This window comes from Actinoplanes lobatus, from assembly GCF_014205215.1.
GTDB lineage: Bacteria > Actinomycetota > Actinomycetes > Mycobacteriales > Micromonosporaceae > Actinoplanes > Actinoplanes lobatus.
Genome location: NZ_JACHNC010000001.1, coordinates 8179834 through 8200587, shown reverse-complemented (window position 1 = coordinate 8200587; position 20754 = coordinate 8179834). Strand labels below are relative to the sequence as shown.

Sequence of the window (20754 nt, the reverse complement as noted above, 5' to 3'; positions counted from 1 at the left end):
AAGACGGATCAATGCTGGACGAACGTACCGTACCGTACGCCGGTCAGCTCCTCGGAGATCGTCCACAGGCGGCGGGCGGTCTCCTCGTCCCGGCCCCGCGCCGCGACCTCCAGCCGGGCCGGTTTCCCGCGGCGCTCGTCCGGGCCGTCCGGGCCGTACAGTTCGCCGCCGCGCACATCCGTGGCGATCGCGGCGTGCAACAGCGGAAGCGCGCCATCCTCGGCCGACTGCGCCCCCACCCGGGCCGCGGCGATCAGCAAGGATCGAAACCGATTTCCGGTACGGGCGAGATCGGTGTGCGCCACCCCCGGGTGGGCGAGCACGCTGGTCAGCGGGGTCCGGCGGCCCAGCTCCAGCGCGAACAGCACGTTGGCCAGCTTGGACTGACAGTAGGCGCGGAACTTTCCGTAGCGGCGTTCGCTCATCAGGTCGTCGAGGGCGATCCGGCCACGCTTGTGCAGGCCGCTCGTCACGGTCACCACCCGGGAGCCCTCGGTGGTGAGCAGGGCGGGCAGCAGCAGGCCGGTCAGCGCGAAGTGCCCGAGATGGTTGACGCCGAGCTGACGCTCGAAACCGTCGGTGGTCACCGAGCGGGGCAGCGCCATCACGCCGGCATTGTTGATCAAGAGATCGAGACGATCGTACGCGTCATGGAATCGCTCGCTGAACCGCCGGACCGATGCCAGATCGCCCAGATCGAGCTCCCACCAGGCTGTTTCCGGGCTGTTCCCGGCCGTCTCGGCGCTAATGCGCTCGGCCGCCGCCTCACCCCGCCGCCGGTCGCGGGACGCGATCAGCACGCCCGTCCCAGACCGCGCCAGCCCGAGCGCCGTGTGATATCCGATGCCGCCGGCCGCCCCGGTGACTACCGCGATTCCCGCCATACCCGAACCCTCCTCGAACGTCGATGTACGAAACGGTACCGTACACCTGGTGGGTTTCCCATGGTGTTCTAAGATCACCGGCTATGTCTCGAACCACGCCGCCGCGGCCCCTGGACATCACTCAGCTCTTCCCTGAGCTGCGGGAACACTCGACGACCGCGACCCGCCTGCACCCGCGGCCGGGCGAGCCGACCGTCGCCGACAGCTCGGTCGGAGGCCCGCTGCTGTGGCCCGCCGACGAGCCGTGGCCGGTCTGCGACGACGCGGGCGCCCACGGGACGTCCAACCTGACCACGCCGGCCATCGAGCGCCGCAAGCGGGAGATCCTCGCCGACGCCTGGGCCCGGCCGGCGCTGCCCGGCGGAGAGTTCCTCACCGCGGCGGAACGCGCCGAGGTCGATGCCGACAAACACCTCGAACTGGACGACCTGCTCGAGGAGCCGATCCCGCTGATCCCCGTCGCCCAGCTGTACCGGAAGGACGTCCCCGACTACGCCGGGCCGGACGGCACCGATCTGCTCCAGGTGCTGTGGTGCCCGGTCGACCACGAGGACGCCCACTACAGCCCGAAGGTGTTCTTCTTCTGGCGGGACAGCGCCGCGGTCGGGCAGGTTCGCCAGACACCTCCGGAACCGGCGGTGATCAGCGACATGTATCTGCCGGATCCTTGCGTGGTGCATCCGGAGCAGGTGCGCGAGTACCAGTACGCCGACCTGCTTCCCGAGGATCTGCGGGACCGGCTCGACGCCCGGGACGAGGAACTGGAGGAGGAGGACGAGGACGAACTCCTCGACTATCAGAGCGCACTGTCGCAAGCGCCGGGCTGGAAGGTCGGCGGGTTCGCCAGATGGTCGCTGACCGACCCGTACCCGATGAATTGCTCTGTCTGCGGGGTCGCGATGACCCTGACCTTCACCGCGGCCTCGACCGACTGGAACGGCAGGCACTGCAGTTGGCGGCCGATCGAGGAGGACCCGGACGCGTCCCCGGACTTCGTCAGCGTGGCCTTCGGCCGTGGCTACGACCTGTACGTCTTCCGCTGCCCCGAGTCCTTCGACCACCCGGCGGCGACCGCCATGCAGTGACGCCGGATCAGCCGGCCGCCCGCCCGATATGCACGACGGCCGGACTGTCCAGCACGATCCCGCCGTCCTCGTGCATGCGGGTCAGCTCGGCCAGCGACCGGCGGCGGAACTCGCCGGCGTCGGCCGGGCTCAGCGTCTCCACCCGGGCCGCGAAGCCGTGCGACATGTGGAAGTCCCAGCACGTCCGCGGATCCGGGACCGGGATGTCCACGGCGATGTCGACGGTACGCAGGTCGGTGAAGCCGGCCTCGGCCAGCCAGCCCGGAACATCCATGCGGGGCCGGTCCGGCGGCGTGACCTCCGCCCAGATGCGGTTGAACCGCTCCCAGCGATGGCCCGGTTCGCGACGGCCCGGAACGGACAGCGCCACCACACCGCCCGGCCGTAGCACCCGGCGCAGCTCGCCGAGCACCCGTACCGGATCGGCGACCAGGTGGATGACGAAACCGCCGGTCGCCACATCGAAACAGCCATCCGGCAGGTCGAGCCGGTGCACGTCCATCAGCCGGACGTCGATCTCCGGATGCCCGGCGGCCAGCAACGACGCCATCCGCGGCGCGGCGTCGACCGCCGTCACGGCACAACCGCGGGCGGCGGCCGCTGTCGCGATCGCACCGCGGCCACTGCCGACGTCCACCATCCGGCTCCCCGGCGTCGGGCCGACCACCTCGAGGAACCGTGCCGCGAACCCGGCGAAGAACGGAACCACCTGGTCGTAGTCGTCAGCGAGCCGGTCGAACAACGCCCACGAATCAGTCATCCCGTCATCGTGCCCGCAGGCTCGTGGCCGGCTCCGGGGAACCGCCCACAGTGCCGGCCCGCGACACCCGGGCCGGACGCTGATCAGTAGCTTTCGCATGGCTCCCGCCGCTCAGCATCCCCACCGGGGAATCGCCGAACGTCGATGTGTGGGGCCCGATTCGCCCCTGCTAGAGTCCGGGTAGTCGTTCGGACCCGCCTTGGCCGAGCCGAGATCTCACCTCCGCCGGGCGATCGGGCACCTCCCTCCACCATGTCGAGTGCCCGTGGCGGGCCTGGGTCGCATCCTCAGAACCCCTGCCCTACCGGCGGCGACGAAGGACTCCCATGTCTTCCGCCACGTCCGGATACTCCACCCTTCTGCGTCTTCCCGGCGCCGCCGCCTTCTTCCTGGCCGCCGCGATCGGCCGGATCGGCATCGGTATGACGGGTCTCAGCCTGATCTGGCTGGTACACGCCCGTACCGGCTCCTACGGCGCCGCCGGCCTGGCCACCGCCGGATTCGCGCTCGCCGAGGCGCTCATCGGCCCGCAACTGGCCCGCATGATCGACCGATACGGGCAGACCCGCGTGCTGCCGTTCGCCCTGCCCGCGCACGGATCTGCCGTCCTGATCCTGCTGACCGCCGACTCCGCCGCCACGCTGATCCTCGCCGCCACGTGCGCGGGCGCCGTCGTACCCCAGCTCGGTGCGCTCTCCGCGGCCCGCTGGTCCCATCTTCTCCGCTTCGGCGGCACACGCGAGGCGCTCTCCACCGCGTTCTCCCTGGAATCGCTGGCCAACGCCACGGCCTTCCTGATCGGCCCGGCGGTGGCCACCACCCTCGGCGCGGCCGGCCACGCGGCGGTGGCCAGCGCCCTGGCCGCGGGCCTGATCCTGGCGGGCGGGACGGCGCTTGCGCTCCAGCGCGGCACCGCGCCGGAGCCCATCCGGATCGGGACCCGCGGACAGTTGCTGGGGCTCGGCTTTCTCCTGCTCGCCCTGTCGAATCTGGCGGTCGGCATCTACTTCGGCACGATCGGGGTGGCGGTCAGCGCCTACGCCACCGGCCGCGGCGTCCCGGCGGCGGCCACCGGGATCCTGCTGGCCGCGAGCCTGAGCGGCCTGGCCTCCGGCTATCTGTACGGCCTGCGCCGCCATCGCGCCCCGGCGGAACGGCGACTCGTCACCGTCGCCGCCTACATGGCCGCCACCGCCCTGCTGGTTCCGTTCGCCCCGTCGCCCGTCTGGATGGCCGTGACCGTGGTGCTCACCGAGGCGGCGATCCCGCCCACCCTCGTCCTGCTGAACGTGCTGACCGAGAACTCCGTACACCGAGGGGTTCTGACTCAGGCGCTCACCTGGAACAACTCGTTCAGCGCGGCCGGATCGGCGCTCGCGGCCCCGGCGGCCGGCCATCTGGCCGACAGCGTCGACACCACCGCCGCATTCGCGCCGGCCCCGGTGGCCGCCGTCATCCTCCTCCTGCTGGCCGTGACCATCCGTCACCGCTCGGTGCGGAGCGGACTCACATAGGCCCGGACGAAGAAGTCACGCACGGTCGCCCGATGCAGATGACCGGCGACCACGATGTCCTCCCCGGCGAGAGTGACGTGCAGGTGCACCTTGCCGTCGACCACCTCGCCGCCGTCAACGGTCACCAGGAACATGGTTCTCTCCAGTCCGCGGCCGGGTGGGGAAGAGGGCGAGCTGCCCGGTCGGCGCACACGCGCAACTCAGCGCGCTTCCTCGCGGGGCTTGCCAGGAGAGGGAGCGGGCCGGGAGCCAGGCCGGGAAGTGGGCCGGGAAGTACGGACCGCGCCGACGCTCGCGGCGATCACCAGGGCTACCGCGACCAGTTCGAGGGCGGACAGGCGCTGTCCGAGGACGGTCCAGCCGGCCAGTACGGCCAGCGCCGGGCCGAGGCTCATCAGCACCGCGAAGGTCGACGTCGGCAGGCGGCGCAGGGCGCGAAGCTCCAGCGTGTACGGCAGAACCGACGACATCAGCGCCACCACCGTGCCGAGGCCGAGGGTGACCGGCTCCAGAAGGTGGGGCCGGGCGCCCAGCGGCAGGCTGAGCAGCGTCGCCGCGCCCATCGCCAGGGCCAGCCCGTCGGCTTTCGGGAAACGCTGCCCGGCACGGGCACTGAACACGATGTACCCGGCCCACATCACGCCCGCACCCAGCGCGAACGCCGCCCCGGCCGGGTCCAGACGGTCGAAGCCCTGATAGCCGAGCAGGGCCACCCCGGCCAGCGCCAGACCCGCCCACCACCAGCTGGCCCGGCGCCGGGCGGCGACCACCGACAGCGTGAGCGGGCCGAGTACCTCGAGGGTCACGGCCGGGCCCAGTGGTATCCGGTCGATCGCCTGGTAGAACAGCGTGTTCATGCCGGCCAGCGCGATCCCGAACCCGGCGACCACCGCCCAGTCGCCCCGGCTGTGCCCGCGCAGGCGGGGACGGCACACCACCAGCAGCAGCCCGGCCGCGATCAGCAACCGCAACGTGACCACTCCGGCCGCCCCGGCCCGGGGAAACAGCAGCGCCGCGACCGCCGACCCGAACTGCACCGACATCGCCCCGCCCAGCACGAGGCCCACTCCCGCCCTCATGACGCTGACGCTATGCGCCCGCCCGGCGGCCCGGAAATGCTGATCGAGCAGTGGTTATGCTTCCCGGTTATGACCGCCGAGTTACGGCATCTCCGCGCTTTCCTGGCGATCGCCGCCGAGGGCAGCATCACCCGCGCCGCGGCCCGGCTGCATCTCACCCAGCCGGCGCTGTCCCGCACGCTGCGCCAGTTGGAGGAGCATCTCGGCGTCGGGCTCGTCGACCGTTCCACCCATCACCTGGAACTCACCCCGGCAGGGGAGGCTTTCCGGGCGCGGGCGGCCGCGGCGGTCGCCGCCGTCGACGAGGCCCTCGACCCGGCGCGCGCCGGAACGTGGCCGCTACGGCTCGGTCATGCCTGGTCGGCTCTCGGCGAACACACCACCACCCTTCTCCGTGCCTGGCAGGAGACGCATCCACACATCCCACTGCGGTTGTTGCGGGTCGACGACCGCACCGCCGGGCTGGCCCAGGGCCGCACCGACGCCGCGGTCCTGCGCGACCCCGGCGAGACGCCCGGCATCCACACCGAACTGCTGACCACCGAACAGCGGGTAGCCGCCGTCCCGGCCGACAGCGACCTGGCCCGCCACCCCAGCCTGACGCTGACCGACCTGGCCGACTGGGCCATCGCGATCAACACGGTCACCGGCACCACCAGCCTCGACCTGTGGCCACCGGACGCGACCCCGGCCATCACGGTCGAGGTGGCGAACACCGACGACTGGCTGGCCGCGATCTCGGCCGGCCGCACCGCCGGGGTCACCAGCACCGCGACCGCGGCCATGCATCCCCACCCGGCGGTCACCTACCTCCCGCTGACCGGCGCCCGCCCGATCGAACTGCACCTCGCCTGGCGCGAACCACCAACCCATCCGGCAGTCCCCGCCCTGGCCACGCTGCTGCGCGACCTGCTCCGGCGGTGAGCCTGCCGGCGGCGACCTCTGCAGACGATCAGCGCCATGCCGGTGCCAGGACAACCCCGAAAACCCTTTCCCGGTACGGGCACGAGCACCCGATTCCTCCCGGCGGCGGCGACCCGTTGATCGGGCGGGAAACGGTCAGCCTAAGGTGATCACCGTGGATACCCGCCCCCTGTTGGCCGACGCGCCGCAACCGGTCAGGGAGGCGGTGGCCGGCCTGCTCGGTGGCCACGTCGTCCGGGAGGAATCCGCCGTCGGCGGCTTCACCCCGTCGATCGCCTCGCTGGTGACCGGCAGCGATGGCCGGCGTCTGTTCGTCAAGGCCGCCCCCGGTGGCGAGGGGCCCGCCGTGCCGCTGGCGGGTGCGGCCGGCGACCTCGGACCCCGGCTGATCGCCGCCCGGACAGTGGGGGACTGGTCGATCGAGGTCTTCGAAGTCGTCGACGGCGACACCGTCACCCGCTGGACCAGCGACGACCTCGACCACCTGCGGCTCGTCGTCGAGCGGATGCGCGACCGCATGGACCCGTCCCCGATCGGGGGCACCACCCCGTACGCCGAAGCCTTTGTGCCGTTGATGGCCGACTGGCGGATCCTGGGCCCTGCCAAGCCGCCGCCGATCACCGTCCCGGTCGAGCGCCTCGCCGAGTTGGCCGACCGCTGGCTCGACGTCCTCGCCCCGGGGACCGCCCTGCACCACGGTGACCTGCGCCGCGACAACGTGATCCGGGAGCCCGGCGGCCGCCTGCGGATCGTCGACTGGACCCACCTGTGGACCGCGCCCGGCTGGATGGACCTGATCCGGCTCCTGCCCGACCTGGCCGCCTGCGGGCAGGACCCGGAGCTGTTTCTGCGGAGCACCTGCTGGCACGACACGCCCGCCGACCACATCGACGTGGCCCTGGCCGGTCTCGCGAGCCGTGCCTGGCGCGACTGCCACCTGCCCGGGCCGTTCCGCCTGCGCCACATGCAGCAGGAACAGGCCCACCACCTGCTGACCTGGCTGGACAGTCGCCTGCGGAGCCGGAGACCGCTCAGCCGCGGCTGAGCCCGGTCGCGACCGAGGTCAACTCGGCCGCCGACAGTTCGGCGTTGCCGCCCACGTCGATCACCGTCCCGTCCGCCGTGGTGATCAGCACCTGGTGTTTCGGCCCGTCCGTGGTCTGCCCCCGCATCAGCCGCGCGGTCCCGGTGGGCACGGCGAACTCGCCGACCTGCTCCATCCCGATCGTGGACCAGGCGGACAGCCATCGCGTGATCGCCGCCCGGTCGGCCCGCGGCGTCGTCCCCAGCGGCTGCAGGACGGTGATGAACAGGGAGTTCCCACCGTTCGCCTTGACGAAGACGCGCATCGTGACCACGGCGCTCGCCTGACCCGGTCCCGGTTCGGAGCCGTCGTTCACCAGCAGGTTCTCCGTCACCGTGTGCACCGAGCTGCTGACCTGTGGATCCAGGCGCAACCCGGGCGGCGCGTAGCCGATCCGGAAACCGGCCACCTCGCCCACGGCGGGGGCGGGGGACTCCACCGGTGCCCGGCGTGGCTCCGGCCAGGCCGCCACCGAGATCCCGGCCAGCCCGAGCAGCACACAGCCCACCACGGCGAACACGCGCAGACGGCGGCGCCGGCGGACCCCGCGCCGCACCCGCTCGGTGAACCCGGCCGGCACCGGCAGATCGAAATCGGACTTGGACAGCATCTCGCTCACCCCTGCGTCATCCGGCCGCGCAACGTCGTCAAACCGCGGGACAGGTGCGACCGCACCGTGCCCGCGGCACACCCCAGCACCGCGGCGATCTCCTCGTCCGGCAGGTCGCACAGATAGCGCAGCGCGATCGCGGCACGCTGCGGCGGTGGCAGCCCGGCCAGGATCTGCCGGACCGCCGCGGACGACTCGACCGAGGCGAGCGCCGCGTCCTCCCGTGCCGTGTCGGGCACCGTGGCGACGGGGATCGCCCGGCGTCGCCTCCGCTCGTTCAGGAACAGGTTGATCATCGTGCGCTGCGCGTACCCCACCGGGTTTCCGTCCCTGCGCACCCGCGACCAGGACGTGCCCACGCGGATGAGGGTCTCCTGGGCGAGATCCTCGGCGGCAGCCGAGTCGAGCGTCAGCGCGTTGCCGAGCCGCAGCAGCCCGGCGGCGCTCTCCCGCACGAAGGCCTCGAACCCCGTATCCCTCATACCCTCTACTACACTCTCGGACGCCGGATCTGTTGCAGTCCCGGTAGAAGGGAGTGAGAAATGCTTCTCACCATGGTCACGGTCGCTCTCTCGCCCGAGGAGCAGGCCGCGTAACACGCTGACCGGCCGGCTCCTCGCCACTTTTCTCTTCCTGGCTTGAGGAGCTAGTTTTGCGTGCCCTTCTATCCGCGCGAATCGGCGCGGACTTCAACCGTCTCTGGACCGCATCCGCGATCTCGAACATCGGCGACGGCGTCACCATGGCCGCCGGCCCGCTGCTGGTCGCCTCGATCAGTGACAACCCGTCGCTGATCGCCGGCGCCGTCTTCGCCCAACAGTTGCCGTGGCTGCTGATCGCCCTGGTCAGCGGCGCGTGGGTGGATCGTCTCGACCGCCGGACCACGGCCGTGGTGGTCAACGTGCTGCGCGCCGCGGCCCTGACCGTGCTCACCGCCACCATCGCCACCGGCACGGTCACCATTCCGGTCGTCTACCTGGTGGTGTTCCTGCTCGGCGTCGGTGAGACGCTGGCCGACACCGCGATGGGCGCCCTGATCCCGGCGATCGTCGCCCCGGAGCACCTGTCGAGCGCCAACGCCCGGCTCGGCGCCACGTTCAGCGTCAACCAGTTCATCGCGAAGCCGCTCGGTGCCTGGCTGTTCGTGATCTCGGCGGCGGTGCCGTTCGGCGTGGACGCGCTGACCTTCGCCGCGTCCGCCGCGCTGCTCGCCGGCATCCGCCCGGTTCCACCTTCCGAGCAGCACGAACGTACCTCGCTCCGCCGCGAGATCGGCGCCGGCATCCGCTGGCTGTGGGGCCACCGTCTGCTGCGGACCACGGCGGTCAGCATGGGCGTCGGCAACATCGCGTTCTGTGCGGCGTTCGCGGTCTTCGTCGTCTACTGCCGGGACCGGCTCGGCCTCCACGAGGTCGGCTACGGAATCCTGCTGACCGCCTTCGCGGTCGGTGGCCTGTTCGGCGCGGGAGTCGCGACGCGCCTGAGCCGCCGCTTCGGCAACGGGGCGGTGCTGCGGGCCGGACTGATCACCGAGGTGCTCGTCCATGTGACGCTCGCCGTGACCACGTCACCGTGGGTAGCGGCCGCTGTCCTGATCGTCTTCAGCGTCCACACCATGGTGTGGGGCGTGATCACCGCGACGATCGGGCAGCGGGCCGTTCCCGACCACCTCCGTGGCCGGGTGTCCAGCGTCTACTTGCTGATCCAGACCGGTGGGGCGGCGCTCGGCTCCCTGCTCGGCGGTCTCCTCGCGGGCGTGTGGTCGATCACCGCACCGTTCTGGATCGCCGCCGTCATCATGGCGCTCATCACCCTGGGTGCCTGGCGCCCGCTCCGAGAAGCCTGATCCGACACGCTAGAGATCGTTCGAGGTCGCGCGTGCCGCTTCCAGCTCCTTTTTGCGGTACGCGTGACCTCGTCCAGCCTCATCTGGACCGTCCCGTCCGGTCGGCGCGATCTCGCTGCCACTCCAGCCTTTGCCGCCCCCGCCGGGCGTAGAACGGTCGCCCGGCGGGCCACCCCCGTCGCCGCCACCCCTGCCCGCCGCCGGTCACGGCCGGGGCGGTCGGCTCTCGCCCTCGGCGGACCGGGTCGCCCTGAGCGGATGGTCGCGGTCTTGGTTGCCAGACACCCGGGTTGCCGCTCTCGGCCGTTGCGCCGGTCACGGAACTCGTCATCCGTGGTCCCGCCGGGCCCGGCGGCCGCACACGGCCGTCCTCCGCGGCGGGCGGGGTTTACACGGCCGGGCTTCAGCGTGGGTGGGTGTACACGTCGGGTCGAAGACGTGGTGGCCGCACACGCACGTCGCCGCGTGCGGACAGGTAGGCGACCATGACATCGCCAGCGTGTGCGCCCACCCCGCCCATCGCCGTGACGGCCGCCCCGCCGACGGCTTCGTGCGAGCTCACTCCACAAACCCGGCCGGCCGACACTCCGAGTAGGCGAGTGACACCGTTCATCGGCCTTTGTGGTAGATCGAGGTAAGCCAGGGAGTCTCTCTCGGTCGTCGCCTGGCGTCGAGGTCAAGTCGCCTGTTCGCTTGTTTCCCGCCTTCGGCGTGAGATTCGGCCGGTCACCGGCGGCCGTTCGAGCCATCCGCGAAAACCGGTGTAGATCTTGGGCAATCGTTACCGGTCGGCGCGATCTTGGGCGATCGTGGCCGTCCAGGAGTCTTCTTCTCGGGTGTTTGCGGTTCTACGTCAAGCGCCCGGTCGGGCGAACCACCAAAATGGGGGCGCCGCCCGCCGCGCTAGGCGGAAATGGGGCTTTCGCCGGAAACGGGCGCGCCCGTTTCGCCCGCTTTGCACGCCGCTGTTGTGCGATCTTGATCGATTTACCACCGCCTCGAATGGTAAATCGTTCAAGATCGCTCCGGGTGACGCGTCCTGCTGTCGAGGGATTGCGGATTCGGCCGTGGGCGACCAAGAAGAGAGCTCCCAGAGGTATCCGATAGCCCAAGGTCTTCCAGGGAAAATGGATCATGGGTGATGGTCTACCGCTGCCCACTCCCGCCTGTGCCGCGCCCACCGGGCGTAGATCGGTGGTCAATCCGGGCGGCGCAGGCCCCGGTACCCCGCGGTGATCGCCAGGACCAGTGTGGTGACCAGCGTGATCGTGATGGCCGCGTTGACCGGGACCGGCAGATTCTCCGCGTAGCGCTGCTTGACCTGGTTGGCTCCCGTGATGACGACCACATAGACCCACCACGGCGCCCACCTGCTGCTCTCCGGCTTCTTCGTACTCATGGCTCCACGATGACGGCAGGCGGCGGCCCAGCCGTCCGCCATCGGATCGACGCCGGCCTCATCCTTTGGTGGTACGAAGAGTCCGTGATCGAATTGCGGCGACTGCTCGACGAGCTGGTGGGTGAGGGCGCGGTCGGTGTCCTGGCGGAGTTTCGTGACGGTGCGGCCACGTGGCGGCTGAGCAGCGGGGTCGCCGAGCTGGGCACCGGGCGGCCGGTGGATCCGGTGGGCTGGTTCCGGATCGGCAGCGTGACCAAGCTCTTCGTCACGGCGGTGACCCTGCAACTGGTGGGTGAGGGGCGACTGGCCTTGGACGAACCGGTCGAGGGCGGGCGGATCACGGTCCGGCAGCTGCTCAACCACACGAGCGGCCTCTACAACTACACCCTTGACCTGACCACCGAGGGCATCCTCCGTGACCGGTTCAGACAATGGACTCCGGAGGAGGTCGTCGCGTCGGCGCGGAACCGGGAGCCGGACTTCCCACCCGGCGCGTCGCGGGCCTACAACAACACCGGCTACGTCCTGCTCGGCATGCTGATCGAGCGGGTGACCGGCCGTTCGTACCGTGCGGAGGTCGAGCAGCGGATCCTGCGCCCGCTGGACCTGCGCCGGACCCGGGCCGACGACCACGGGACGCGGTTGCCGGAGCCGCACGCCCACGCCTACCTGGACGTGGACGGGGTGCCGGTCGACATCACCGAGTGCAGCCCCTCGCAGGCCGGCGCGGCCGGCGGCATGGTCTCCACGGCCGCCGACCTCAACCGGTTCCTGGCCGCGCTGATGGCCGGCGACCTGCTCGGTGACGCCGAACAGCGCGAGATGCGGTCGACCGTCGCGACCGATATCGCCGGTGTCGACGGCGGTCTGGGCGTCAACCGCTACACGCTGCCGAACGGTGCCGTCGTGTGGGGCAAGGAGGGCGGCTTCCACGGTTTCCGGACGTGGGTCTTCCACCAGGACGAGCCCGCCCGGCAGCTGGCCGTCTCGATGACCGTGGCGGGGGAGGCCGGCCCCGCCACCCACGAGCTGCTGGCCCGTGCCGCCGAGGTCTTCACGCCGGCGGCACGGGGCTGAGCGTCACGGGAGGGCGGAGGCGGCGAGGGCCAGGTTCTGGATGGCGGCCAGGCCGTACAGGGCGGTGGTGTTGGTGTCGACCCAGGGCGCCTCGTCGACGGTGTTGAGGACGACCGGGCCGGTCAGGTGGGTGGTCTGCCACGGGGAGGCGTCGGTGTAGCCGTCCGTGGCGGTGAACTCGGTCCACGCGCGGGCGGCCAGGGTGGCGTCGCCGAGGCGGGCGGCCGCGTAGGCCGTCAGGCGGGAGTGGCCCTGCTTGAGGATGAGCGTGCCGAAGTGGGCGCCGCATTCGGCGGTCTGTTCGGCGCGGGTGGCGTTGAAGAGGCGGCAGTACTGCAACCACGCCTTCTCGAACTCCGGCAGGTCCACCAGGCCGATCAGCTCGGCGCAGATCTCCACCTGGCCGAACATGGCGCTCAGGTGCGACACGCTGACCACCTTCTCGGCGACGGCGAACTCGCCGGTGTCGATGTCGTAGAGGCCGCTTCCGGTGACGAACCCGTTCGGCATCCGGCCGATGGTCCGCATGGTGGCCAGCAGTTTCTTCTCGGCGACGGCCGCCTTCGGGCCGCGCCGTTCCCATTCGGTGAGCCAGGCGGCGGCCAGGCCGCTCCAGTCGGTGCCGAGGCCGATCGACAGGGCGTGCGGGTCCGGCGTGTACGGCTCCGTACGGATCTTGCGCAGCGGGTCGAGCGCCAGGAACGTCCTGTCCGAGTCGACCAGCTCGTGCATGAGGTCGCCGACCCGCTCGTCGGCGGTCAGGAAGTAGAAGATCCGGCGGTAGACCGCGGTGCTGATGCGTTGCTGCTTGGCGCTGTCCGCCCAGTGCTGCACCCCGTGCCGCGTCCCGAGTCCGGCCCACTTGCCGAGGTGGTAGACGTCGACCTCGCCGGTGTGCCGGGTCATCGCCTCGGCGAACCGGAAGATGTCGGCCCGCCCGGACCGCAGGTAGGCGAACCACAGCCACAGGTCGGGGGACAGTTCCGAGTTGTCCCACGCGTACCCGCCGACGTCGTAGCGCCACACGTGCCGGTCCACATCGGGGGTGTGCATGACGTCGCCGTAGTTCCAGAACCCGTACCAGTGGCGTTGTTCGGTCTGGTCGCGGTAGTAGTCGAAGAGGAAGTCGAGCCGGTCCTCGACCTTGGCGCGGGCCGGCGTGGACCGGTCGACCGGGCTGAACAGGCCGCCGAACGCACCGGACGCGGCCAGGTGCGCGGGCGGCGCGACGACCTGCGGCGGAGCGACGACGGTCCGGGCCAGCGCGGCGAGACGCTCGGCCGGCGGGGTCGCGGCCAGGGCGAAGAACATCAATTCAGTGGTACGGGCGACGCCGTACGGGGTGCCGAACCCGGGCTCGTAGTCCTCATAGGTGATGTTGAGGCCTTCGAGCTGCTCCGGGTACGTGTCCTGGCCCATCCCGTCGTGGTAGAACCGGGTGTCCATCGGCCCCGCGTCCGGCGACCACATCCAGATCGTCGCCGTGGCCCGGTCGGTGTCGGCGCCCCGGATGTCGAGCTGCGCCGGGTACTTCTGCCAGAAGTCCCGCATCCCGAACCCGAGGCCACCGCTGACCCCGCCGACGTACCCGAACCCGGCGGCCCGCTGCCCGGCGTCGACGCCGACCCACCCGTACCCCGTCCTGGTCCGTTTCTGAATGGTGTAGCCGGAGGAGCTGAGCTGGCTGAGCGTGTAGTCGCCCCACGCCGGGATGTACTGCAACCGGGTGGTGACCCGCTGGTCCCAGGTCGCCGGGTCGGCCAGCTTCTCACCGGCGATCTGCGCCGCGCGTACCGTGGCTCCGGGGTCCCGGCGTAGGCCGGTGATGCCTTTGACCGCCTCGCGCAGAAGTCCGTCACCGTCGCCGGACAGCCGGACGTGCCGGTCGTAGAGTTGGTCGCGCATCGGCACCCCGACCCGCACGCCGAGCCCGGCGATGAACTCCTTCTGCCCCTCGCTGTCGAACAGGAACGTGTGCACCACCCGCACGTGCTCGGCCCCGGCGTAGAAGTACAGGCGCACGATGAACGGCAGCCACGACTTGCCGCGCCGCCGGTGGTCGCCCTCGATCCGGACCACCGCCCGGACCGGTCCGCGCTGCTCGACGGTCACCTTCTTGATGGAGCCGGTCAGCTTCTCGCGGGAGCCGCGCCGCTCGTCGTCGTTCTCGATGGCGGTCTGCCGCAGGCTGACAAGTTCCAGGTTGCCGGCGATCTCGGTGCCGCCGCGGGTGATCGACCGGATGAGCGCCGAGCCGCGCCGTCCGATGGTGACGACAACGACGCCGGTGTCCACGGTGACCGTCTCGCGAAGCTCGGTGACGGCCACCGCACTGGTTCCGGCTACTCCGGCGGACCGCGACAACGTGTATGAGCCGGACACCGGCGCATCGGCGGGCAGCGCGTGCGCGCTCCACTTCAGCGACCCGTCCGGCCAGTAGCCGATCGGCCAGCTCTGCACCGGGACGGCGGCCCCGTCGGCGGCGGCCAGGGAGAACGGCGAGTCGGCGGGGACCGCGCCCTTCGGCCACGGCACGCCCCAGGTGCTGCCGACGTTGGTGCCGGGTTTGCCTTCCAGCCAGTTCAGCGCCACGGTCTCCGGCGCGGGGACGACGGCGGTGACAGCGGCGGGGATCGATTCGGGTGCTTTGAAAGGGATATACGGCGCCATGGGGGTGGCGGCGAGACCGCGCACGAACGTACGTCGGGAGATGTCGGGCATGCTGCACCGGCTCCTTAGGTGGGGGATCAGCCTTTGAGGCCCGAGGTGGCGAAACCTTCGACCAGCAGCCGCTGGAACGCGGCGAAGAACAGCAGGATCGGCACGATGGCCAGCGCCGACAGCGCCAGCATCGGCCCGAACGCGTTGTAGTCGGTGGTGTCGATGAACAGCCGCAGGGCCAGGGGGAGGGTGAGGTTCTCCGGGGAGGAGAGGTAGATCAGCTGGGTGAAGAAGTCGTTCCAGGTCCAGATGAACGTGAAGATCGCCGTGGTGACCAGGGCCGGCCGGACCAGCGGCAGCACCACCGAGGAGAAGATCCGGATCGAGCCGCAGCCGTCGAGCCGGGCCGCCTCGTCCAGTTCACGCGGGATCGTCCGCATGAACTGGACCATCAGGAAGATGAAGAACGCGTCGGTGGCCAGCAGTTTCGGCAGGATCAGCGGCCAGAACGTGTCGACCATCCCGAGTTTCTGGAACAGCGAGTACTGCGGGATCGTCACGATGTGCACCGGCAGCATGATCGTGGCGAGCGTGAAGGCGAACAGCGGCGTACGCAGCCGGAACCGCAGCCGGGCGAAGGCGTAGGCGGCGAGCGAGCAGCTGGCGACGTTGGCGATCGCGCAACTCGCCGCCACGATCGTCGAGTTGACGAAGAACGTCCACGCCGGCACCCCGGCCAGGTCGTCGCCGAGTGCCCGGTAGTTGTCCAGGATCCACTCCTCGGGCAGCAGCGCGAGGCTCTGCACGATCTCCGAACCCGACTTGAACGACGCGAACGCCAGCCAGACGATCGGGTACAGCAGCGGGATCAGCAGCAGGATCACGGCCGGGTGCCACAGCCGCCGGCTCACGACTCGTCCCCGCTGTAGAAGACCCAACCCTTGGCGGTACGGAAGAGCAGCGCCGTGATCAGGGCGATGACCAGGAGCAGGAACCAGGACATGGCCGAGGCGTAGCCCATCTTGAACTCCACGAACCCCTTCTCGTAGAGGTAGAGCGTGTAGAACAGGGTCGAGTCGCTGGGACCGCCGGTGCCGTTGCTGACCACGTAGGCGCCAGTGAACACCTGGAAGGCGCGGATCGTGTCGAGCACCAGGTTGAAGAAGATGACCGGCGACAGCATCGGCACGGTGATCCTCAGGAAGGTCCGCCACGGGCCGGCGCCGTCCACCGCGGCGGCGTCGTAGTACTCCTGCGGGATCTGCTGCAACCCGGCCAGGAAGATCACCATCGGGGCGCCGAACTGCCACACCGCGAGCAGGACCAGCGCGAGCAGGGCCCGGTCCGGATGGCCGATCCAGTCGTGGAAGATCACCCGCCAGACCAGGGCCACGCTCACGCTCGCGCCGAGCAGTGACGGGGCGTAGAAGGCCGACCGGTAGAAGCCCTGCGCCCGGCTCCGGCGGTTGATCAGCATGGCCACACCGAGGGCGGCGATCAGCTGGGCGGGCACCGAGATGACCACGAACTTGGTGGTGGCCCAGACCGCGTTCCAGAAGTGCGGGTCGACCGTGAGCATCCGGACGTAGTTGTCCAGGCCCACCCACCGCGGGGCGGTGAACAGGTCGTAGTCGGTGAACGACAGGTAGAGCAGCCACACCATCGGGCCGGCGGTCAGGAACACCGCCCCGACGACCCACGGCGAGAGGAACAGGTAGGCGATCGACGGCCTTTCCCCGTACCGTCGCACAGGTTTTGATCTGGTCTTGACCCTGGTGCGTGGTCGCTCGAGCACGGTGGTCATGCGCCCAGGGCCTGCTGGATCTCGCTCATCAGGCGCGGCGCGGCCTCCTCCGGCTTGGCCTTGCCGTGCATGACGTCGTCGTAGATCCGCTGGAACTGGGTCTTCACCACGCCGGCGCCCTTCGGCGGCGGCGGGGGAGCCGGCAGGAGCTGCGGCGACACCTTCGCCTCGTAGGCGGCGACGGCCTTCCACTCGTCGGTCAGCGTCGACGCCAGCGTCTCGCGGATCTTGAGGTTGGCGGGCAGGCCGCGGGCCATGCCGAGGATGGCGCCGGCCTCCGGGTCGTTGAGGAAGAAGTCGACGAACGCGAGCGCGGCGTCCTGGTTCTCGGTGCGCTTCGCGACGCTGAGCATCATCGGCGGCTGGGTGAACTGGCCGATGCCGTTGCCCGCGGTCGGGAAGTGCGAGAGGGCGAACTCGCTGCCGTAGGTGTCCCAGGAGGTCATGCCGACCGTGCTGTCCGGGCAGAACTCGGCGGTCGACTCCTTGCGCGGGAACGGGGTGAGCGTGGTGTTGGCGGTGACCTCCGGCGGGGTCAGGGCCTTGGCGGCGCGGAACTCCTCGCCCAGCTTCCACCAGGCGACGATCTCGGCCTCGGTGTAGCCGAGCTTGCCGTCCGCGGTGTAGAGATCCTTGCCCTGCTGGCGCAGCCAGTCGCCGAACCAGTCCTCGATGCCGAACGGGTCGCTCAGGCCGCTCACCTTCGGGCCGAACTTCGCGGACACCTTGGACGCGGCGTCCTTCAGGTCGGTCCAGGTCCAGCCGTCGGCCGGCAGTTTCGCCCCGGCCTCCTCCCAGCGCTTGGCGTCGTACTGGAGCACGTGGGTGGTCTGGCCCATCGGCAGGCCGAACGTCTGGGCGCCGAGGTTGCCGGCCGGGAACAGCTTCTGCTCCAGATCCGCGGTCTGGATCTTGCTGCCCAGGTGCGGGGTGAGGTCGAGCAGGGTGTTGCGGTCGGCGTACTCGCGCAGGTAGCGGTCGCCCATCTGGAGCACGTCCGGGGCGTTGCCGCCGCTCATCTCGGTGGCCAGCTTCTGGAAGTACGGGTCGTAGGCGGCGTACGTCGTCTTGATCTCGACGTCCGGGTGCTTGCTCACGTACAGGTCGACGACCTGCTGGGTGAGCTTGGCCCGCTCCTCGCTGCCCCACCAGGCGAACCGCAGCGTCTTCTTCCCGCCGCTCCCGCCGTCGTCGCCGCATCCGCCGAGCCCGGCCAGGGTTAGTCCGGCGATACCGCCGCGCAGGAGTGCGCGCCTGCTGACCGACATTGAAGCCTCCCGCTAAAACGTTTCATACGCAGCCTGAGCTGCGATTGATGGCACTCGATAGTTTCGGCAGCTTTGCACGCGGGTCATCCGCACGTCAACGCCACACTTCCATAGGTAGTAGTCTTTACGTAAGCGCTTGCGTGAAACGCACGAGAAACCTTGACAGGTTCCAAGTGATCGCTAACATTCAGCGGATCGACGCTCATCTCGGACATCCCCACATCAGAGACCGGAGCACCCGATGCGTCCCCGTATCCCCCTGTTAGTCGCTGCCGGCGTGCTCGTCGCGTCCGGCGGCATCGCCCTCGGCACCGGAACGGCCAGCGCGGCCGACTGCGGCGCCCTCACCTACCAGGCCAGCGCCGTCCTCAGCGGCAGCACCTGGACCTCCAAGCTCGGCAGTTCCACCGTCTACACCGGCACCGACATGCGGGCCGCCGTCCAGGCCGCGGTCAGTGCGCTGCCCAGCCGCACCTCGAAACAGAACGTTCTGGTTCGCGGGTCCGGCTCGATCAGCGCCGGGTCGCGGATCTCGCTGCCCAGCTACACGCTCATCGACGTGTGCGGCACGATCAACGTGACCGGCAGCGGCAGCGGCGACTACGCCCCGATCTACAGCCGCGGCACCACCGACGTGGAGGTCGCGCACCTCAACGTCACCGGGGCGCCGATCTACGGGATCTTCGCCCGCAGCGTCAACAACCTCACCCTCGGCGTCATCGACATGCGCCTGTCCAGCGGCCTCGGTGTGCGCATCGACAACTACGGCAACACCGCGGTCATGGCCAAGAACATCAAGATCGGATCCGTGTACGTCTCCGGCGCGTCGTCGCACGCCGTGGAGACCTACGGCGTGGACGGGATCACCATCGGCACCGTCACGGCCCGCAACGTCGGCGAATCCGGGCTGCTGCTCAACCAGACGATCAACGCCACGGTCGGCACCGTCGACGCCGAGAACGCCGGAACCGGTACGGGCTACGCCGCCTTCCGGATGGCCAACCGCAACGGGCGGATCGGCAGCTCCTATTCGACCAACATCCGCGTCGGAACCGTCAAGGCCCGTGGTGGCGGGCGCGGCGTCTTCTGCGTCTCGGAGAGCGGCGGGGCGGTCATCGACCGGGTCGACATCGCCAACACCGGCAACAACTCGGTGCTCGTCGAGAACTGCTACAACGTGACGATCGCCGGCGTGTCCGGGACGATCACCGGCGGCGGGGAGGTCCGGATCTCGTCGCGGACCGAGTTCGCGCCATCGGCCAACATCACCTTCAAGAACCTGACGGTGACCAACACGAACATCCGGTGGAGCCCGTGCACCGGCTCCAACAACGTCGTCACCAACGTCACCCGGGTCAACTCAACCCTGACCTGGTGCTGACCACCTCCGTTGGTGGCCCGGATCAGCCGGGCCACCAACGGAACCTCTGCCTCCGAAGGGCTGCGGCCACGTCCGGTGTGGCGCGGCGCAGCATTTCCATGGCCATTTCTTCCGCATCGGGGTAGAAGTTCAAGAGATAGATCAGAGACGTCAGCGTTCCAGGACGTATGGCCAGCTCCGGGTACCGCACGAGGTAGGACACGATCATTTGCACCTTCTCGTGCTCGAAATGCCGGAACATCTCCCGCAGACCGATCCGATGGTCGATGTCGATCGTGACGAGCGCGGCAGCGATCTCCTGAGCTGACCAGTAGGTGGCCGCGATACCGGCGATCCGGGGCCGGAGCGAGCTCAGCTGCCTACCTCGTCTGCGATCCAGATCATCGGGTATCAACCCCGGTCCGCCCGCCTTGCGCGGGGCGGCTCTCGGTCGCCGTCGTCGAAGGGCCTCGGCATCGGTGTGCCGGCCCGCCGCGTCGAGCAGATCGGTGCTGACGGAATTCGCCATCATGATCAATCGATTCCGGGTGGCGGCCTCGAATCCACTCGCTCGCGTCAGCGTCACCGCTTCACTCAGCGCACGCAAAGCGTCCTGTGTGCGCTGACCCGCGTCGCGGCACAAGCGAGCGAAATCAATCCAGTATGGATCGATGCAGCCACTTCTCCGGGTCCTGGCCGCCGATGAAACCGTGGTACGGGCTCGCCGGCGCGATCCCGGCCAGGCGGCGCAACTCGGGGGACAACGATCGTAGTCCCTCGATCCCGGTCGCGAGGGTGTGGTTGTCGGCGGGGCGCAGCCACGGCAGGACGTGTTCGCAGATCAGGGCCCGTCGCGTCGCCTCGCTGCGGTTGTGGCCGGCCGCGTGCCACAGCCGTCCGCTGTAGACGACCGCGCTGCCGGCGGGCATCACCACCGGGATCAGGTCGTCCCGGCTCGGGCGGCGGTCGGCCGGCCACCGGTGGCTGCCGGGAGCGATCAGGGTGGCGCCGTTCCCGGTGGTGAAGTCGTCGAGCGCCCAGATCACGTTGATCTCGGCCTCCACGTCGCGGGGGAGCGGGTAGACGCCGGCGTCGAAGTGGAGCGCCTGGGCGCCCTGGCCGGGGTCGACCGCGGACAGGAACAGCATCCCGAACTGGTGGACCTCGCCGAGACCCTCGGTCACCAGGGCCCGCACCCGTGGGTGGGTCAGCAGCGGCTCGAACGCGCCGACCCGGCTGAGCAGCTCGTACACCCGCCTGGTCCGGCGGCCGTCGAAGTCGTTGTCGCTCCAGGCGACACCCTTCAGCAGGTCGTCGGCGTGCTGGACGGCGGCCGCCAGCTCCTCATCGGACAGCAGGCGGGGAAGTATGACGTAGCCGTTCTCCATGGGTCGCGAAA

20 protein-coding genes are annotated in these 20754 nt (G+C 70.0%); 7 read left to right on the top strand and 13 right to left on the bottom strand.

Annotated features, from left to right (window positions below):
- Positions 1-8: 8 nt before the first annotated feature.
- The gene (locus tag BJ964_RS37620) at positions 9-884 is read right to left on the bottom strand and encodes an oxidoreductase (RefSeq protein WP_188125107.1); all 876 of its coding nucleotides are present in this window, start codon (positions 882-884) and stop codon (positions 9-11) included.
- 83 nt (positions 885-967) lie between these two features.
- Here BJ964_RS37620 and BJ964_RS37615 point away from each other — a divergent pair, with 83 nt between their 5' ends.
- Complete coding sequence (locus tag BJ964_RS37615; RefSeq protein ID WP_188125106.1) at positions 968-1969, top strand: hypothetical protein; 1002 nt, start codon at positions 968-970, stop codon at positions 1967-1969.
- A 7-nt stretch (positions 1970-1976) separates the two neighbouring features.
- Here BJ964_RS37615 and BJ964_RS37610 read toward each other — a convergent pair whose 3' ends face one another.
- Complete coding sequence (locus BJ964_RS37610) at positions 1977-2729, bottom strand: class I SAM-dependent methyltransferase (RefSeq protein ID WP_188125105.1); 753 nt, start codon at positions 2727-2729, stop codon at positions 1977-1979.
- A 326-nt stretch (positions 2730-3055) separates the two neighbouring features.
- Here BJ964_RS37610 and BJ964_RS37605 point away from each other — a divergent pair, with 326 nt between their 5' ends.
- Positions 3056-4243, top strand: coding sequence for an MFS transporter (locus BJ964_RS37605; RefSeq protein ID WP_188125104.1), 1188 nt, complete (start codon positions 3056-3058; stop codon positions 4241-4243).
- On the opposite strand, the gene BJ964_RS37600 is transcribed toward BJ964_RS37605, so the two are convergent.
- Both BJ964_RS37600 and BJ964_RS37595 read right to left on the bottom strand, forming a co-directional pair.
- Positions 4213-4368 (bottom strand): hypothetical protein, encoded by a 156-nt coding sequence (locus BJ964_RS37600; protein WP_188125103.1) that lies wholly within the window; start codon positions 4366-4368, stop codon positions 4213-4215. The two genes, BJ964_RS37605 and BJ964_RS37600, sit on opposite strands and share 31 nt — an antisense overlap.
- A 75-nt stretch (positions 4369-4443) precedes the next feature.
- A complete protein-coding gene (locus BJ964_RS37595; protein WP_188125102.1) occupies positions 4444-5322 on the bottom strand; it encodes an EamA family transporter in 879 nt (292 codons plus the stop codon).
- Between the two features lie 69 nt (positions 5323-5391).
- Here BJ964_RS37595 and BJ964_RS37590 point away from each other — a divergent pair, with 69 nt between their 5' ends.
- Together BJ964_RS37590 and BJ964_RS37585 are read left to right on the top strand one after the other, a co-directional pair.
- Positions 5392-6246 carry a LysR family transcriptional regulator gene (locus BJ964_RS37590; protein ID WP_188125101.1) on the top strand — a complete coding sequence of 285 codons (855 nt, stop codon included), beginning with the start codon at positions 5392-5394 and terminating at the stop codon, positions 6244-6246.
- A 154-nt stretch (positions 6247-6400) separates the two neighbouring features.
- Entirely contained in the window at positions 6401-7291 is an 891-nt protein-coding gene (locus BJ964_RS37585; RefSeq protein WP_229806671.1) for a phosphotransferase family protein, read from the top strand.
- Here BJ964_RS37585 and BJ964_RS37580 read toward each other — a convergent pair.
- Both BJ964_RS37580 and BJ964_RS37575 read right to left on the bottom strand, forming a co-directional pair.
- Positions 7278-7940 carry a hypothetical protein gene (locus BJ964_RS37580; protein ID WP_188125099.1) on the bottom strand — a complete coding sequence of 221 codons (663 nt, stop codon included), beginning with the start codon at positions 7938-7940 and terminating at the stop codon, positions 7278-7280. The genes BJ964_RS37585 and BJ964_RS37580 overlap by 14 nt on opposite strands.
- A gap of 5 nt (positions 7941-7945) precedes the next feature.
- Complete coding sequence (locus BJ964_RS37575; RefSeq protein ID WP_188125098.1) at positions 7946-8422, bottom strand: SigE family RNA polymerase sigma factor; 477 nt, start codon at positions 8420-8422, stop codon at positions 7946-7948.
- A gap of 170 nt (positions 8423-8592) precedes the next feature.
- On the opposite strand from BJ964_RS37575, the gene BJ964_RS37570 reads away from it, so the two are divergent.
- Positions 8593-9786 carry an MFS transporter gene (locus BJ964_RS37570; protein ID WP_188125097.1) on the top strand — a complete coding sequence of 398 codons (1194 nt, stop codon included), beginning with the start codon at positions 8593-8595 and terminating at the stop codon, positions 9784-9786.
- A 1198-nt stretch (positions 9787-10984) separates the two neighbouring features.
- Here the strand turns inward: BJ964_RS37570 and BJ964_RS37565 are convergent.
- Positions 10985-11185 carry a hypothetical protein gene (locus tag BJ964_RS37565; protein WP_188125096.1) on the bottom strand — a complete coding sequence of 67 codons (201 nt, stop codon included), beginning with the start codon at positions 11183-11185 and terminating at the stop codon, positions 10985-10987.
- 84 nt (positions 11186-11269) lie between these two features.
- Here BJ964_RS37565 and BJ964_RS37560 point away from each other — a divergent pair, with 84 nt between their 5' ends.
- A complete protein-coding gene (locus tag BJ964_RS37560; protein ID WP_188125095.1) occupies positions 11270-12262 on the top strand; it encodes a serine hydrolase domain-containing protein in 993 nt (330 codons plus the stop codon).
- Positions 12263-12265: 3 nt separating this feature from the next.
- Here BJ964_RS37560 and BJ964_RS37555 read toward each other — a convergent pair whose 3' ends face one another.
- The 4 genes from BJ964_RS37555 to BJ964_RS37540 are packed head-to-tail and all read right to left on the bottom strand — an operon-like array spanning position 12266 to position 17995.
- On the bottom strand, positions 12266-14983 hold the full coding sequence (locus BJ964_RS37555; RefSeq protein ID WP_188125094.1) for an exo-rhamnogalacturonan lyase family protein: 2718 nt from the start codon (positions 14981-14983) through the stop codon (positions 12266-12268).
- A 26-nt stretch (positions 14984-15009) separates the two neighbouring features.
- On the bottom strand, positions 15010-15834 hold the full coding sequence (locus BJ964_RS37550) for a carbohydrate ABC transporter permease (RefSeq protein ID WP_188125093.1): 825 nt from the start codon (positions 15832-15834) through the stop codon (positions 15010-15012).
- Entirely contained in the window at positions 15831-16727 is an 897-nt protein-coding gene (locus BJ964_RS37545) for a carbohydrate ABC transporter permease (protein WP_188125092.1), read from the bottom strand. Before BJ964_RS37545 ends, BJ964_RS37550 begins: the two co-directional genes overlap by 4 nt.
- A complete protein-coding gene (locus tag BJ964_RS37540) occupies positions 16724-17995 on the bottom strand; it encodes an ABC transporter substrate-binding protein (protein ID WP_188125091.1) in 1272 nt (423 codons plus the stop codon). Before BJ964_RS37540 ends, BJ964_RS37545 begins: the two co-directional genes overlap by 4 nt.
- A 277-nt stretch (positions 17996-18272) precedes the next feature.
- On the opposite strand from BJ964_RS37540, the gene BJ964_RS37535 reads away from it, so the two are divergent.
- Positions 18273-19376 carry a hypothetical protein gene (locus tag BJ964_RS37535; protein ID WP_262479411.1) on the top strand — a complete coding sequence of 368 codons (1104 nt, stop codon included), beginning with the start codon at positions 18273-18275 and terminating at the stop codon, positions 19374-19376.
- A gap of 22 nt (positions 19377-19398) precedes the next feature.
- Here the strand turns inward: BJ964_RS37535 and BJ964_RS37530 are convergent, their stop codons facing one another.
- Positions 19399-19941 carry a hypothetical protein gene (locus BJ964_RS37530; RefSeq protein ID WP_188125089.1) on the bottom strand — a complete coding sequence of 181 codons (543 nt, stop codon included), beginning with the start codon at positions 19939-19941 and terminating at the stop codon, positions 19399-19401.
- Between the two features lie 67 nt (positions 19942-20008).
- A complete protein-coding gene (locus BJ964_RS37525; RefSeq protein WP_188125088.1) occupies positions 20009-20743 on the bottom strand; it encodes a phytanoyl-CoA dioxygenase family protein in 735 nt (244 codons plus the stop codon).
- Positions 20744-20754: the final 11 nt, after the last annotated feature.

Bases quoted from the DNA above. Each gene is read 5' to 3' on its own strand.
- BJ964_RS37595 (WP_188125102.1), bottom strand. From the start codon at position 5,322: ATGAGGGCGGGAGTGGGCCTCGTGCTGGGCGGGGCGATGTCGGTGCAG.
- BJ964_RS37615 (WP_188125106.1), top strand. From the start codon at position 968: ATGTCTCGAACCACGCCGCCGCGGCCCCTGGACATCACTCAGCTCTTC.
- BJ964_RS37620 (WP_188125107.1), bottom strand. From the start codon at position 884: ATGGCGGGAATCGCGGTAGTCACCGGGGCGGCCGGCGGCATCGGATAT.
- BJ964_RS37555 (WP_188125094.1), bottom strand. From the start codon at position 14,983: ATGCCCGACATCTCCCGACGTACGTTCGTGCGCGGTCTCGCCGCCACC.
- BJ964_RS37590 (WP_188125101.1), top strand. From the start codon at position 5,392: ATGACCGCCGAGTTACGGCATCTCCGCGCTTTCCTGGCGATCGCCGCC.
- BJ964_RS37580 (WP_188125099.1), bottom strand. From the start codon at position 7,940: ATGCTGTCCAAGTCCGATTTCGATCTGCCGGTGCCGGCCGGGTTCACC.
- BJ964_RS37605 (WP_188125104.1), top strand. From the start codon at position 3,056: ATGTCTTCCGCCACGTCCGGATACTCCACCCTTCTGCGTCTTCCCGGC.
- BJ964_RS37610 (WP_188125105.1), bottom strand. From the start codon at position 2,729: ATGACTGATTCGTGGGCGTTGTTCGACCGGCTCGCTGACGACTACGAC.
- BJ964_RS37540 (WP_188125091.1), bottom strand. From the start codon at position 17,995: ATGTCGGTCAGCAGGCGCGCACTCCTGCGCGGCGGTATCGCCGGACTA.
- BJ964_RS37565 (WP_188125096.1), bottom strand. From the start codon at position 11,185: ATGAGTACGAAGAAGCCGGAGAGCAGCAGGTGGGCGCCGTGGTGGGTC.
- BJ964_RS37575 (WP_188125098.1), bottom strand. From the start codon at position 8,422: ATGAGGGATACGGGGTTCGAGGCCTTCGTGCGGGAGAGCGCCGCCGGG.
- BJ964_RS37525 (WP_188125088.1), bottom strand. From the start codon at position 20,743: ATGGAGAACGGCTACGTCATACTTCCCCGCCTGCTGTCCGATGAGGAG.
- BJ964_RS37545 (WP_188125092.1), bottom strand. From the start codon at position 16,727: ATGACCACCGTGCTCGAGCGACCACGCACCAGGGTCAAGACCAGATCA.